Below are 12904 nucleotides of genomic sequence, written 5' to 3' on the forward strand. Positions count from 1 at the left end.
TGAGTTTAGAATCTAATTTAATATTAAATTAACACATTTAAATAAAGGACGGTGAGTGAATGCTTTTAGTTGTTATAGGATTAAGTATTTTGGTGGGTTTTTTACTCACCTATTTATTTTACATAAAGAAAGAAATAAGAAGCATTAATAAACAACTTAGGGATTATACAGAGTTTAAAAACAGAAAGAAAATAGATATATCATTATTTGATAAAGATATTGAAAGCTTAGCTCAAGAAATAAACAATAATATAGATGTTTTTACAAAGCTTCAGGCTGATCAAAATAAAAAAGAGAATATTTTAAAAGATACAATAGCTAATATTTCACACGACTTAAGAACACCTCTTACATCAGTGCTTGGATATATTCAAATTATGAGAAGAGGAGAGTTTAGTAATAATATAGTAAAGAAGTATTTGAGTAAAATAGAGGAAAGAGCTAAGGACTTACAGAGTTTATTAGATGATTTTTTCACATTATCTTTGGTTGAGTCTTCAGATTATAAACTAACTTTTCAAAAAATAAATTTATATGAAGTTTTTACTGAAGTAATAACAGGATTTTACGATGAGTTTTCACTAAAGGGGGTAGAGCCTAAGATTATTATTAGAGGAGAGGATTTTTCAATATTAGGTGATCTTCAAGCAGTAAAAAGAATTATAGAAAATCTTATAAGTAACTTACTTAAGCATTCAAAGGGAAATGTAGAGATTTTATTAGAAGATAGAGAAGGCAGTATAGTTCTTATAATTAAAGATAAAGCAGTTGGGTTAATTCAAAGTGATGTTAATCATCTTTTTGATAGATTCTACAAAGCTGATAAATCAAGAGGAATTAATAAAAATAGTACAGGATTAGGTTTGTCAATTGTTGGAAGTTTTATGGAGAAAATGAAGGGAAGAGCTTCTGCAAGGTTAGAAGGAGATTTTTTACTTATAGAATGTGAATGGAATAAATTTGAATAGATAGCTCTATAGAATTACTAATTAGGAGAGAAACCTATAGTTATTTTATAGAGTTTTTTTATTATAAATATTTATAATATACTTTGGGAATTTAAGAGGTAAACTCAAAAAACTTTTGTTTTGAGTATTAAAAATTTATTTTAAAGTTTATAAAGGTTTTTATCTTTTTTAGTGAGTATGGATAATTTATTAGAAATATCAATATGTCTTAATAGATTTGGTATTTATAGTTAAATAATAGCATAAAATTATTAGTTCTATAATGTTTACAAGATAAGTAAAAAGTGTATAATAGATTTTAACATATTTTTGAAAACATATATTGATGTAAATTGAAAATATATTTATATGTTTGGAGAGTGAAAATTTTTATGAGTTAGAACTCTAGAAAGGGGCTAGGTTTATGACGATAATAGAAAGCAAACGAATTATTTTAAGAACATGGGAAGAAGAAGATTTAAATGATTTATATGAATATGCCAGCAATGAGATTGTAGGACCTAATGCTGGATGGCCAGTACACAAAAGTATAGAGGATAGTAAGAGTATACTTAGACATTTTATAAAAAGTGATGAAGTGTTTGCTATTTTATTAAAATCAGAAAATAAGGTTATTGGCAGTATAGGACTTCATCGCAGAATGCCGGATAAAAATTTGGCTCATCTAAATCAAAGAGAGTTTGGATTTGTTTTAAATCCTAAATATTGGGGACAAGGGATAATGGGAGAAGCTATTAATTCTTTATATGATTATGGATTTAATCAGTTGGATTTAGATTTAATTTGGTGTTGCCATTTTGAAGATAATAATAACTCAAAAAGAGTTTGTGAAAAGAATGGTTTAAAATATAAATTTACAAGAGATAAGGTATTAGAGCTTTTAGGAAATAAAGAGGTTAAAGCTTTATACTACAATATATCAAAAGAAGAATATATAAATAGATTATATTAGAGAGTTCCTAAATATAATATTTTTATAATTGAGTTTTAACTTTCATTGTATATTAAAGTTTTTTCAAATATATGGACAGTATATTAAAATAATCAAGAATTATGACTTCTTAATGTGGTAATAGATACTAGATAAGTTTTGTATATAGATGTACAATTAAATTGTGACTGGGGTGAATTAAGATGAAAGACTTAAAATTAAGAAGATTTAAAGACACTGATGCAAATGAAGTTTCAAAGATAATAAGAAAAAATTTTTTAGAAGTTAATATAAAAGATTATAATGAAGAAGAGATGAAAAAGTTAGCAGATGAATTTGATAACGAGAAAATTTTAGAGCTTAATAAAACTTCCCATATGTATGTTGCGAGTTTAAATAGTAAAGTTATTGGGTGTGGATCCATAGCAAATATATCAGGAAGTGATAGTGAAAGTATTTTATTAAATGTGTTTGTAGAACCAGAACTACAAGGAAAAGGTATAGGAAGAAAAATAGTAGAAGCTTTAGAAGAGGATGAATATTTCTTAAGGTCTAAAAGAGTAGAAGTTCCTTCAACTATTACTGCTTGTGACTTTTATAAAAGTTTAGGTTATGAGCATAAGTATAATCTTAGGGAATTAGATAAAGAAGGGCTTTATAAGCTAGAAAAGTTTAGATATAGATTACAATATGATCAACATTATAAATAGATAAAAAATAAGGATGTCTTAAGGCATCCTTATTTTTTTATTTAAGTATTTTTAGTTTGCATTAGCAGAATTTATCTTACCTTGAGAAGTTATAGTTCCATAGTCTATAGTACCTGTTCCACCATTTTTTAATGATTCATAATTTGTTACTCTAAATGAGTATGAATCACTTTTCTTATCATATCCGAAAAGATTAACTAAAGTACCATACTTTAAGTTTTTACTATCAAATTTATCATCAGAACAGAAAAATATATTGCTTGATGAATCTTCTTCGTATGTTAAGTCTTTGCCAGAACCTAGAGGCTTTACTGGTGTTATGTATTTAACATTTCCACCATATTCAAAGTCAGCTATTTTATCAGCTAGCTGTTGCATTGAAAGGTTATTAACTTCTTTAGCTGATGAATCCTTTGAAATATCTTTATTAGTTGAATTAGCTGTATTTTTTGAACTATCAATATTTGTATTATCTTTTGAATTTTTATTATTTGAATCATTAGTCTCAGAATTTGAGTTGCTTGATTCAGTATTAGATGAAGTATCTTTATCTATATTTTTAGAGTTTTCAGTTTCATTTTTAGATGAATTTGAAGGCTCTTTTTTATTTTTATCATTTGAGATAGCTTTAGAATTATCTTTACTACTATCAGAGTTTTTGGCTTTAGAGTTATTTAAGTCGTTTTGATTATTAGATGAGTTTTCAGTTTCATTAGCATTAGCTGATGAATTGTCAGAATTTGCCTCTGGAGCAGTATTTTGTTCTTGGTTTGTAGTATTTTGATCTATATCACTTGAATTTCCACATCCAGTTAAAATAACACTAGAAAAGATTAAACTTCCTACTAACATTCCACATATAAGTTTCTTTTTCATAAGTTTCCACCTCTTTTATTAATCAATTGAAATGTAACTAAAATTAAAATTTTTTAAACAAATTGTATATATCCAATTATAGTAAATTAAAATGTTTTTGACAAGAAACATGAAAAGTTATAATTTTTTTGTTTTTAAGGGAGCGTTTTAATATGATAAACCATCTAATAAGTATAAAGCTTAGCTAAGTTAGTATTTTAGGAGGAGAATTGTGGAGTTATTATCATTTTTAGATTATAGAAAGCATTCAGTAGTTGCTCAAGCAAAAAAAGGAGATAAAAAGGCATTTTTAAGTCTTATAGATGAAAATAGATTAAATATTTATAGGGTTGCTAGAGGGATTCTTAGCAATAAAGAAGATGTAGAGGATGCACTTCAAAATACAATAATAAAATCATATGAGAAAATAGCTACTCTAAAGAATGATGAGTTCTTTAGGACTTGGATAATAAGGATTCTTATAAATGAATGTAATCTTATTCTAAGAAGAAATAAGAAAACTGTATTTTTAGAGAAGTTAGAAAATGCAGAGAGTTATACTGAAGAGTATGAAAATATGGAGTTAACTTATGCAATTAATTCACTAAGCGAAGAATTAAGAGTTACTACAGTACTATTTTATTTTGAAGATATGTCTGCTAAGGATATAGCAGAGATGCTTAATATAGCAGAGGGGACTGTAAGGTCAAGGCTTACAAGGTCAAGAGAAAAGCTTAGAAATTTTATGGAGGTTAAGTAGTAAATGAGAGATAGAGATGATTTATTTGATAAAGAAATTAGAGATAAATTGAAAAAAGAGATAAATGTTGTCCCAGAGGAGTCAAATAAAAAGATGAATGATGCTTTTAATAAATTAGGAAAGAAAAAATATAAAAAGGTGGCTGGAGTTTGTGCAGCATGTGTTGTAGGTACATTGATATTTGGTATAACTATGCCAACATATGCACAAAACATTCCTGTTATAGGAAAGATATTTGAAGTTTTTGATGATAATAGATATGAGAATTATGATAAGTATTCATCAGATTTAAATGTAACTAAGGAGAGCAATGGATATAGAGTTACTATAAATAAAATTGCTTATGATGGGATAGAGCTTAATATATTTTATACTGTTCAATCAGATGAACCTATTGAGAGTGAAATAGATATAGTTGATATGGATTTAAAGATAAAAAATAAAAAATTAAATTTGGGGTTTGGTGCAAGAGGAGAATTAATAAACGAAAATACTTATGTTGGTATGAGAGATTACACAGTTAATTCAGATGATTTAGTTCCTAAGGAGTTAAGAGAGAAAAGATTTGGTGGAGATATTGATATTCCAGATAAATTTAATTTAAAAATAAATATAGATAGCTTAGGAAGTTTAGGAACTGAGGGTGATATAAAAGGAAATTGGGATTTCAATATACCAGTAAGTAGTGAACTTGTTAATGGAAATGTACATGAGAAGGAATTAAATTTAGAGTTAGGTGACGCTACAATAAAGAAATTTATACAGACTCCAATAAATACCGTTATACAAGGAGTTAAATATGAAGAGGAAGATAGCAATAGTGATATGAATTTTGTGCTTTTTGATAATAAAGGAAGATATATAGTCCCTAAGGGAGCAAATTCTAGTGGATTTCCATATGGAGAAAAAGGAATACAGTTATATTTTACTTATAATTTCAAGGAAGTTTATGAAGATAGCGAGAGTTTAACAGTAATTCCTTTCAAAGGAAAGCCTATGTATAATAGTATTGAACAAGAATCAGAAGAAAATAATCAAGAAAAAGTAAGTTCTAAAGAATATGTTATTGCAAGTGAAGATGTAAGTGTTACTGAAAATAAAGAATCAAAGATTAAGTTGAATGCTGAAGGAGATAAAGAAATTTTATTGAATAATGGAAGAATTTATTCGAAAATAAATAAGCTTGAAAGTGATGGTAAAATAACTAAAGTTTACTTTGAATCAGAGAATTCAATTTATGGAATGCCTTTATATATAGTAAATAATAAAGGGGGAGAAAAAATATTTCCAATAGGAGCAAGTAGTATAGGTGATACTGAAAAAGCATTTGCAGAAAATCTTAAATATTTAGGTGATAATAAGTACGTAGTAAGTTTTGATGGTGATTTGACAGAAGGAGATTATTCAGCAGTTTTTTCTATTGATGAATATTATGAAAGAGCAGGAAATTCAATAATAATTGATTTAAAATAATTAAGATATTAAGGGCTTGAGTGTACTTAAAATAAAGTGCACTCTTTTTTATTTTCTATATATATTATTTTAGGAGAAATGTTATAATTTATTTTAATGGTATTTTAGTAGTATACTATTTAATATAAGAAAAAATTAAATAGATAGTTATAAATATTTAATTTCATGAAATTATAAATTTTTTTAGTTAAATCATAGTAAAAAGATAGTATTAGAAGAGTTTAATATTATGGCTATTTATAAAATGATTGAGGTGTGGATTTAGAATGACAAAGCTTTATTATGAAGATCAATACATAAGAGAATTCAAAGGAGAAATCCTAGAGGTAAAAGAAGTAGATGGAAAGTTCCATGTTACTTTAGATCAAACAGCATTCTTCCCAGGTGGAGGCGGACAGCCAGGGGATAGAGGAACTATTGGTGGAATAAAAGTTATAGATGTTTATGAGGAAAACGGAAATGTTTATCATGTACTAGAAAAAGAACCTAAAAAGCTTAAAAATATTCAATGTGAACTAGATTGGGAAAGAAGATTTGATGGAATGCAACAGCATTTAGGTCAGCATTTACTTTCAGGATGTTTCTTTGATTTATTTGGAGCAAATACTTGTGGATTCCATTTAGGAGATAAGATAAGTACAGTTGATATAGTTGGATTCTTAGATGAAAAAACTATAAGAGACGCTGAAAAGGAAGCTAATAGATTAATATTTGAAAGCTTGGAAGTTAAAAGTTATGCTCCAAGTAAAAAGGAATTAAAAAAGATTAAGACAAGAAGAGTTTTACCTAAAACAGATGAGGAAATAAGAATTGTAGAGATAGTAGATTTAGATGTTAATGCTTGCTGTGGAGTACATCCAAGTAATACAAGAGATCTTCAAGTTTTAAAAATAAGAAGGTGGGAAAAGCATAAAAATGCTACAAGAATAGAGTATGTTGCTGGTAAGAGAGCAGTTTCAGATTTCTTTATTAAGGATGAAGTCTTAGGAGAAATATGTAAGCTTTTAAAATCTGGTGAAGGAGACACTCTAAATGCAGTTAAGAACCTTTTAGAAAGCAATAGAAATCTTTCAGATGAGAATAAAAAGATTAAAGCTGAAATAGGCGATTATAAGATAAAAGAAATGATAAGTGAATCAGAATTTGTTAGAGACGTAACTATCGTTAAAGAGGTTTTTGATGGTGGAGATATTAAGCATATAGGAAAGTTAGCAAACAAAATTACAGAGAATCATAAAGCTGTAGTTTTATTTGCAGTGAAAAATGATGATAAAGTTAACTTAATATTCAATTCTTCTAAGGAGATAAAAAATGTTAATATGGGTGATTTATTAAAAGATGCTATAACTCTAATTGATGGAAGAGGTGGTGGAAGTCCATTTGCAGCCCAAGGTGGAGGAAAAAATAATGGTAACACTGAGGTAGCAATTGATTATGCTAATAATAAATTAAAATCAGCTTTAGCATAGGAATTTTCAAAACATATTAAGCTTAAAAAACAATCAATTGATTAGACTAAAAAGAATACTAGAATAATTAAAAGGAAGATGAAATGTGATGAGTGAGAAATTTTTAAGTATAATAATTCCTGCTTATAATTCAGAAAAATACATAGAGAAAAATCTAATGTTTTTAGAAAGACAAACATCAAATAATTTTGAAGTAATAGTTATTGATGATGGGTCAATAGATAATACTTGTGAAAGAAGTGAAGCTTTTCTAGAAAAGTTCAATATAAATCACAAAGTCATAAGATGTGAGAAAAACCAAGGGCAAAGTGTAGCTAGAAATATAGGTATAAAATATTCAAAAGGAAAATATCTTTTATTTTTAGACTCAGATGATTTTGCAGAAAATAATTTAGTTCAGATTTTAGAAAATAGTATTTCAGATGAACCAGATATCATCTTCTTTGATCATAAAAGAATAAAAGAAGATGAGAGCATAAAGGCAAAATACAAACAGAATTTTGAATTTGGTAAAATGAAGTATGGAAAAGAAGTTTTTTATGCTTACAAAAATAATAATATAAGACTTTGGACAGGAAGTTTAATATATAAAAAAAGCTTCTTAAAAGAAAATAATATTAAGTTTTTAGAAGGAGCTCATGGAGCTGAGGATTTAAACTTTATATTTAAAGCTCTTTTAAGTTCAGAAAAGGTTAAAGGAATAGAGGACAGTTTAGTTTTCTATTATCAAAGAGAAGATTCTTTAACTAACAATCCAAATTTAGATAAAAATATAACAGTTATAAAATCAATGGACGATTTGGTAGAGTTTGTTGAGAAAAACAATTTAGAACCAAATTTAAAAGGAATAATAGAAAAAGAATTTACTGTTGAACATATAATGTATCAAATTTTAGGGTATTTAACTACTAGAACTAAGGAAGATACTTTAAGAGTTCTTAAAGATAAAAATGTTAAAAAAGCACTAAAAAAATCTACCTATAAAAGTAATAGATATGGAAAAAATATATATATTTATACAAAGCTTGCAGCATATACACCAAAGTTATTTATAAATATGTATTTAAAGCGTTCAGGTAAATAGAATTACGATGAAAAAATAAAAAATACAGAAAACAAGGTGTTAACAAAAACTTAATAATATGGTATGGTTAATTAGAGTTTAGTTAGAATAACTTTAAAATTATAACAAAAATTATTCATTATGATTTTATAATAAACTTGTGTATTAATTAAACAATAGAATAGAGAGGTGATAATGTGTTTTCTAAGGATAAGAAATTAAAAGGCGCATTAATTGTTGTTACATATGGAATAGTACTAGCTTTTATACTTATGAAGTATTCAACAATATTTGGTGGTGTCGGTTATATTACAAGTCTTGTTAAACCATTAATATTAGGTATCGCAATAGCATTTGTATTAAACATACCAATGAAATTTTTTGAAAGGAAGCTTTTTAAAAAATTAGATAACAGTAAGAAATCTTGGGTTAAAAGTTTAAAAAGACCTTTAGCTATTACTGTAACTATAGTAGTTTTAGTGAGTGCTATAAGTGCAATAATTTTATTTGTTGTACCTCAAATTACATCAAGCATAATAAAACTTACGGAAAATATTCCAAGTTACTTAAAAACATTTGAAGTTAACATGAATAATTATGCTGATTCAACTGTTCTATTAAGTAAGGTTTGGGACCAGGTAATGAATACTTGGCAAGAAATATTAAAAACTGTAACTCATTTGTTTGGTGGTTTAGCATCTTATATAGTTGGAGTAACAGTTGATGTAACATCAGCAATAATTGATTTTTGTTTAGCATTTGTATTAGCAATTTATATGCTTTCAAGCAAAGAAAAACTAATATGTCAACTTAAAAAAGTAATGTATGCATATTTAAGAAGAGATATTGCAGATAAGATATTAAATGTTGGACAAACTACAAATAGAGTATTCTCAGGATTTATAGTTGGACAATGTACAGAAGCTTTAATAATAGGAACTCTATGCTTTTTAGGAATGTTAGCATTAAGAATGCCATATGCTTTCTTAATAAGTGTTCTTGTAGGAACAACAAGCTTAATTCCTATATTAGGGGCTTTCATTGGAACAATTCCTTCATTCTTCTTAATATTAATAATAGATCCAATAAAAGCTATTTGGTTTGTTGTATTTATATTAGTTCTTCAAAGAATTGAAGGAGATTTAATATACCCAAGAGTTGTTGGTGGATCAGTAGGATTATCATCATTATGGGTTATGCTTGCAATTATGATAGGTGGTAGTGCCTTTGGCTTTATTGGAATGTTAGTAGGTGTTCCAACTGCTGCTGTTATATACTTCGTATTTGGAAGTGTCACAAATAATAGATTAAAGAAAAAAGGTCTGTTAATTGAGGAAAATAAACAAGTAGAAGAGGAAAAAGTATAAGCTAATTAATAAGTTCTATATACTTATAAGATCTATAAACTGTTCTTAAGGAATAGTTTATAGATCTTATTTTTTTACTATGTTTTAATGAGTTTTGATTTTAGTAAGTTTAAAGATGATTTTATAAATATTTTATCCATGTTTAGTTAAATGGATTAATTTCACAACCTTGTTCGAGATAAGTTAGCATGAGACTGTTTTTTACATAGAATATTCTATAAAGAAAAAATGGTGATAATTATTATCAATTACCTAGACAAAGTTTGGGGAATGTTTTATAATTGAAAATAATTATCAATTAATAAAGGGGGAAGAGATATGGATAGTGTATTTATAGCATTTATGTTGACTTTATTAGCCGGATTAGCTACTGGGATAGGAAGTTGTATAGCATTTTTTGCTAAGAAAACTAATAAAAAATTTCTTTGTGTCAGTTTAGGATTTTCAGCTGGTGTTATGATTTATGTTTCTATGATAGAAATATTCCAAGAAGCTAAAAATTCACTTATTGGTGCTATGGGTTTAAAAATGGGAAGTTTAGTTACTGTAGTTTCATTTTTTGCAGGTATAGCAATAATAGCTTTAATAGATAAATTTGTTCCAAAAGGAGAAAATCCACATGAAATAAGAAGTGTGGAAGATATGAATAATATTAATGAGGAGTTTGGTGAAATACTTAATGGTGAAGAAGAAGCCAGATGCGGAGAAATTAAAGATAAAATGTTACTTAGAACTGGGATTGTAACTGCTTTAGCCATAGCTATTCATAACTTTCCAGAAGGATTAGCAACATTTGTTGCAGCTTTAGATGATCCTAATTTAGCAATTCCTATAACTATTGCTATAGCAATTCATAATATACCAGAAGGAATATCAGTTTCAGTTCCAATATATTATGCAACAGGAGATAAAAAGAAGGCTTTTAAATATTCTTTCTTATCAGGGATGTCAGAGCCAGTTGGAGCTATAATTGGATATACATTGCTTAGAAATATATTTAACGATATGACTTTAGGCATTTTACTTGCAGCAGTTGCAGGTATAATGGTGTTTATTTCACTAGATGAGCTACTTCCTACTGCTAGAAAGTACGGGGAACACCATCTTTCAATTTATGGATTAGTAGCTGGAATGATAGTTATGGCAGTAAGTTTATTATTATTCTTGTAAATAAAGTAAGTTAGTGTAAAAATTTAATAAGAAGACTTATGAGAATATACTTGAGAGTTATCAAAACCTAAATATAGTGTAGAGGTTTGGTAACTCTCAAAATATTATATTTAGGTTTTATTAAACAGTATTGTAATATATTTTACTTTTATATATTACAGTACTTGAACGAAATAGAATGATAATATATAATGAAAAAAGAAGAATAAATAATAAAGAATAATAACAAACAATAATAGATTTTAAATAGTGACAGGGGATGAAAATATGTTCATGGAGGAGAGGTTAGAAGAAACTCTAAGAATATTAAAAAGAGATGGAAAAGTCTTTGTTAAAGATTTAAGCGAAAGGTTTGATGTTACTGAAGGAATGATTAGAAAAGATCTTCAAAAACTTGAACAAGAAGGAAAGCTTAAAAGAACTTATGGTGGAGCTATATTAGAGAGACAAACTGTTCATGATGATAGCATAATGCCAAGACTTATGAAAAATTTAAGTGAAAAAGATAAAATAGCAAAGTTAGCTTTAAATGAGATTAAAGATGGAGATGTTATTTTTTTAGATGCATCAACAACTAATTATTCTATTGCTAGTATGTTGCTAGGAACAAATAAGAAGGTAACAGTTGTAACTAATATGAATAGAATATCTATACTTTTTGATGCACATCCTTCGATAGATGTTATTTGTATTGGTGGAAGATATAACAAGAATCTTGGAGGAACTACTGGAGTAAAGGCTGTTGAGGATGTTAAGACATATAGATTTCATAAATCCTTTATAGGGGTTGGTGGAATAAACCTTAAGGATGATTTTATAAGTAATTTTAATTTAGAAGAAGCAGGAATGAAGAATGCTATAATTAAATCTAGCATAAAAACGTACTTAGTAGCAGAAAATGAAAAGTTTTATACTGATGGAGTATGTTCATTTGCTAAATGTGATGATATAGATTTTATAATAAGTGATAATCAGCCTAATGAGGAGATTTTAGAGCTACTAAATGAAAAGAATATTTCAATTATATATTGATTGGATTAGGTAAGTATATAGTTAGATTAGGTTGGACAAGCCATATGTTTAATAGTAATATAGATAATAAATTAATTTTAAAAATAATTAAGAATATAGAAATGATTTTGAGAATTTAGATTTTATACTTAGGAGGGCATATATATGATAAAATTTATTGCAACAGATATGGATGGAACTCTATTAAATAGTAAAAAAGAGCTAAGCCCAGAGTTTTATGATGTCTTTGAAGAACTAAAGAAGAGAGAGATACTTTTTGCAGCAGCTAGTGGAAGGCAATATTACACTCTATTAAAAGAGTTTGATGAAATAAAAAAGGATATGCTATTTATAGCTGAAAATGGAACTTTTGTTGTTTATAAAGGAAAAGAGCTTGTAGTAAATGGATTAGATAGAGAGCTTGCTAACGAACTTATAAGAATAGGAAGAACCATAGATAATGCTAATATTGTTTTATGTGGAAAGAATTCAGCTTATGTTGAAAGTTCCGATGAACAATTTTTAAGTGAAGTTAGAAAGTATTATGCAAGATGTGAAATAGTAGATGATTTAGAAAAAGTTGATGACACTATTTTAAAGGTAACTATGTGTGATTTCAGTGGTGCTGATAAGAATAGTTATAAGTACTTTGAAAAATATAAGGACGAGCTTCAAGTTGCTATAGCAGGTGATATATGGCTTGATATGACAGCAGGTGGAGTGAATAAAGGAGTAGCCATAAAAGAAATTCAAGAGCTTTTAGATATAGATTTTAAAGAAACTATGGTATTTGGAGATTATCTAAATGACTTAGAGATGATGCAAAGTGCATATCACAGTTATGCTATGGAGAACGCTCATGATGAGCTTAAAAAGGTTTCAAGATTTGTTACTGAGAAAAATAACGATGAAGATGGAGTTATGTATCAGATAAAAGAAGTAATTGGATTATAAAATTATAGATATTTATATAGAAACAATATTTCAATAAAACTTACAAACATTATGTAGAGAATTAATAAGTTATTAAGTTCTCATGATATGTTTGTAAGTTTTTTTATTATAAAAATTAAATATTGATTTAAGCCTAAGCAAAAAAATTTTGATATAAATATATTATTCAAATA

Annotated in this window: 12 protein-coding genes; 11 read left to right on the plus strand and 1 reads right to left on the minus strand. The window is 27.1% G+C overall.

Features of this window, described 5'->3' with window-relative positions; genetic code table 11:
- Positions 1-59: 59 nt before the first annotated feature.
- From ACQZHJ_RS04955 to ACQZHJ_RS04965, 3 genes are all read left to right on the plus strand, one after another.
- Positions 60-968 (plus strand): sensor histidine kinase, encoded by a 909-nt coding sequence (locus ACQZHJ_RS04955; protein ID WP_430484430.1) that lies wholly within the window; start codon positions 60-62, stop codon positions 966-968.
- 403 nt (positions 969-1371) lie between these two features.
- On the plus strand, positions 1372-1920 hold the full coding sequence (locus ACQZHJ_RS04960) for a GNAT family N-acetyltransferase (RefSeq protein ID WP_430484431.1): 549 nt from the start codon (positions 1372-1374) through the stop codon (positions 1918-1920).
- 182 nt (positions 1921-2102) lie between these two features.
- A complete protein-coding gene (locus ACQZHJ_RS04965) occupies positions 2103-2609 on the plus strand; it encodes a GNAT family N-acetyltransferase (protein WP_430484432.1) in 507 nt (168 codons plus the stop codon).
- 51 nt (positions 2610-2660) lie between these two features.
- Here ACQZHJ_RS04965 and ACQZHJ_RS04970 read toward each other — a convergent pair whose 3' ends face one another.
- On the minus strand, positions 2661-3485 hold the full coding sequence (locus ACQZHJ_RS04970; protein ID WP_430484433.1) for a hypothetical protein: 825 nt from the start codon (positions 3483-3485) through the stop codon (positions 2661-2663).
- A 211-nt stretch (positions 3486-3696) separates the two neighbouring features.
- On the opposite strand from ACQZHJ_RS04970, the gene ACQZHJ_RS04975 reads away from it, so the two are divergent.
- The 8 genes from ACQZHJ_RS04975 (at position 3697) to ACQZHJ_RS05010 (ending at position 12731) form a co-directional block, all read left to right on the plus strand.
- A complete protein-coding gene (locus tag ACQZHJ_RS04975) occupies positions 3697-4224 on the plus strand; it encodes a sigma-70 family RNA polymerase sigma factor (protein WP_430484434.1) in 528 nt (175 codons plus the stop codon).
- Between the two features lie 3 nt (positions 4225-4227).
- A complete protein-coding gene (locus ACQZHJ_RS04980; RefSeq protein ID WP_430484435.1) occupies positions 4228-5697 on the plus strand; it encodes a DUF4179 domain-containing protein in 1470 nt (489 codons plus the stop codon).
- Between the two features lie 266 nt (positions 5698-5963).
- Positions 5964-7166 carry an alanyl-tRNA editing protein gene (locus ACQZHJ_RS04985; RefSeq protein ID WP_430484436.1) on the plus strand — a complete coding sequence of 401 codons (1203 nt, stop codon included), beginning with the start codon at positions 5964-5966 and terminating at the stop codon, positions 7164-7166.
- A gap of 88 nt (positions 7167-7254) precedes the next feature.
- Positions 7255-8250: a glycosyltransferase family 2 protein gene (locus tag ACQZHJ_RS04990; RefSeq protein ID WP_430484437.1), complete on the plus strand. Its 996-nt coding sequence runs from the start codon at positions 7255-7257 to the stop codon at positions 8248-8250.
- A gap of 176 nt (positions 8251-8426) precedes the next feature.
- Positions 8427-9596: an AI-2E family transporter gene (locus tag ACQZHJ_RS04995; RefSeq protein ID WP_430484438.1), complete on the plus strand. Its 1170-nt coding sequence runs from the start codon at positions 8427-8429 to the stop codon at positions 9594-9596.
- A gap of 318 nt (positions 9597-9914) precedes the next feature.
- Positions 9915-10766, plus strand: a complete 852-nt coding sequence (gene zupT / locus ACQZHJ_RS05000; protein WP_430484439.1) for a zinc transporter ZupT — start codon at positions 9915-9917, stop codon at positions 10764-10766.
- A 267-nt stretch (positions 10767-11033) separates the two neighbouring features.
- The gene (locus ACQZHJ_RS05005; RefSeq protein WP_430484440.1) at positions 11034-11798 is read left to right on the plus strand and encodes a DeoR/GlpR family DNA-binding transcription regulator; all 765 of its coding nucleotides are present in this window, start codon (positions 11034-11036) and stop codon (positions 11796-11798) included.
- A gap of 144 nt (positions 11799-11942) precedes the next feature.
- The gene (locus ACQZHJ_RS05010; RefSeq protein ID WP_430484441.1) at positions 11943-12731 is read left to right on the plus strand and encodes an HAD family hydrolase; all 789 of its coding nucleotides are present in this window, start codon (positions 11943-11945) and stop codon (positions 12729-12731) included.
- Positions 12732-12904: the final 173 nt, after the last annotated feature.

The organism is Clostridium sp. B9 (assembly GCF_050509515.1).
In the GTDB taxonomy this organism is placed as follows: domain Bacteria; phylum Bacillota; class Clostridia; order Clostridiales; family Clostridiaceae; genus Sarcina.

What these genes read in the sequence shown, in the direction of transcription:
- ACQZHJ_RS04980 (WP_430484435.1), top strand. Translation starts at nt 4,228, where the DNA reads ATGAGAGATAGAGATGATTTATTTGATAAAGAAATTAGAGATAAATTG.
- ACQZHJ_RS04965 (WP_430484432.1), top strand. Translation starts at nt 2,103, where the DNA reads ATGAAAGACTTAAAATTAAGAAGATTTAAAGACACTGATGCAAATGAA.
- ACQZHJ_RS05005 (WP_430484440.1), top strand. Translation starts at nt 11,034, where the DNA reads ATGTTCATGGAGGAGAGGTTAGAAGAAACTCTAAGAATATTAAAAAGA.
- zupT (WP_430484439.1), top strand. Translation starts at nt 9,915, where the DNA reads ATGGATAGTGTATTTATAGCATTTATGTTGACTTTATTAGCCGGATTA.
- ACQZHJ_RS04990 (WP_430484437.1), top strand. Translation starts at nt 7,255, where the DNA reads ATGAGTGAGAAATTTTTAAGTATAATAATTCCTGCTTATAATTCAGAA.
- ACQZHJ_RS05010 (WP_430484441.1), top strand. Translation starts at nt 11,943, where the DNA reads ATGATAAAATTTATTGCAACAGATATGGATGGAACTCTATTAAATAGT.
- ACQZHJ_RS04960 (WP_430484431.1), top strand. Translation starts at nt 1,372, where the DNA reads ATGACGATAATAGAAAGCAAACGAATTATTTTAAGAACATGGGAAGAA.
- ACQZHJ_RS04985 (WP_430484436.1), top strand. Translation starts at nt 5,964, where the DNA reads ATGACAAAGCTTTATTATGAAGATCAATACATAAGAGAATTCAAAGGA.
- ACQZHJ_RS04970 (WP_430484433.1), bottom strand. Translation starts at nt 3,485, where the DNA reads ATGAAAAAGAAACTTATATGTGGAATGTTAGTAGGAAGTTTAATCTTT.
- ACQZHJ_RS04955 (WP_430484430.1), top strand. Translation starts at nt 60, where the DNA reads ATGCTTTTAGTTGTTATAGGATTAAGTATTTTGGTGGGTTTTTTACTC.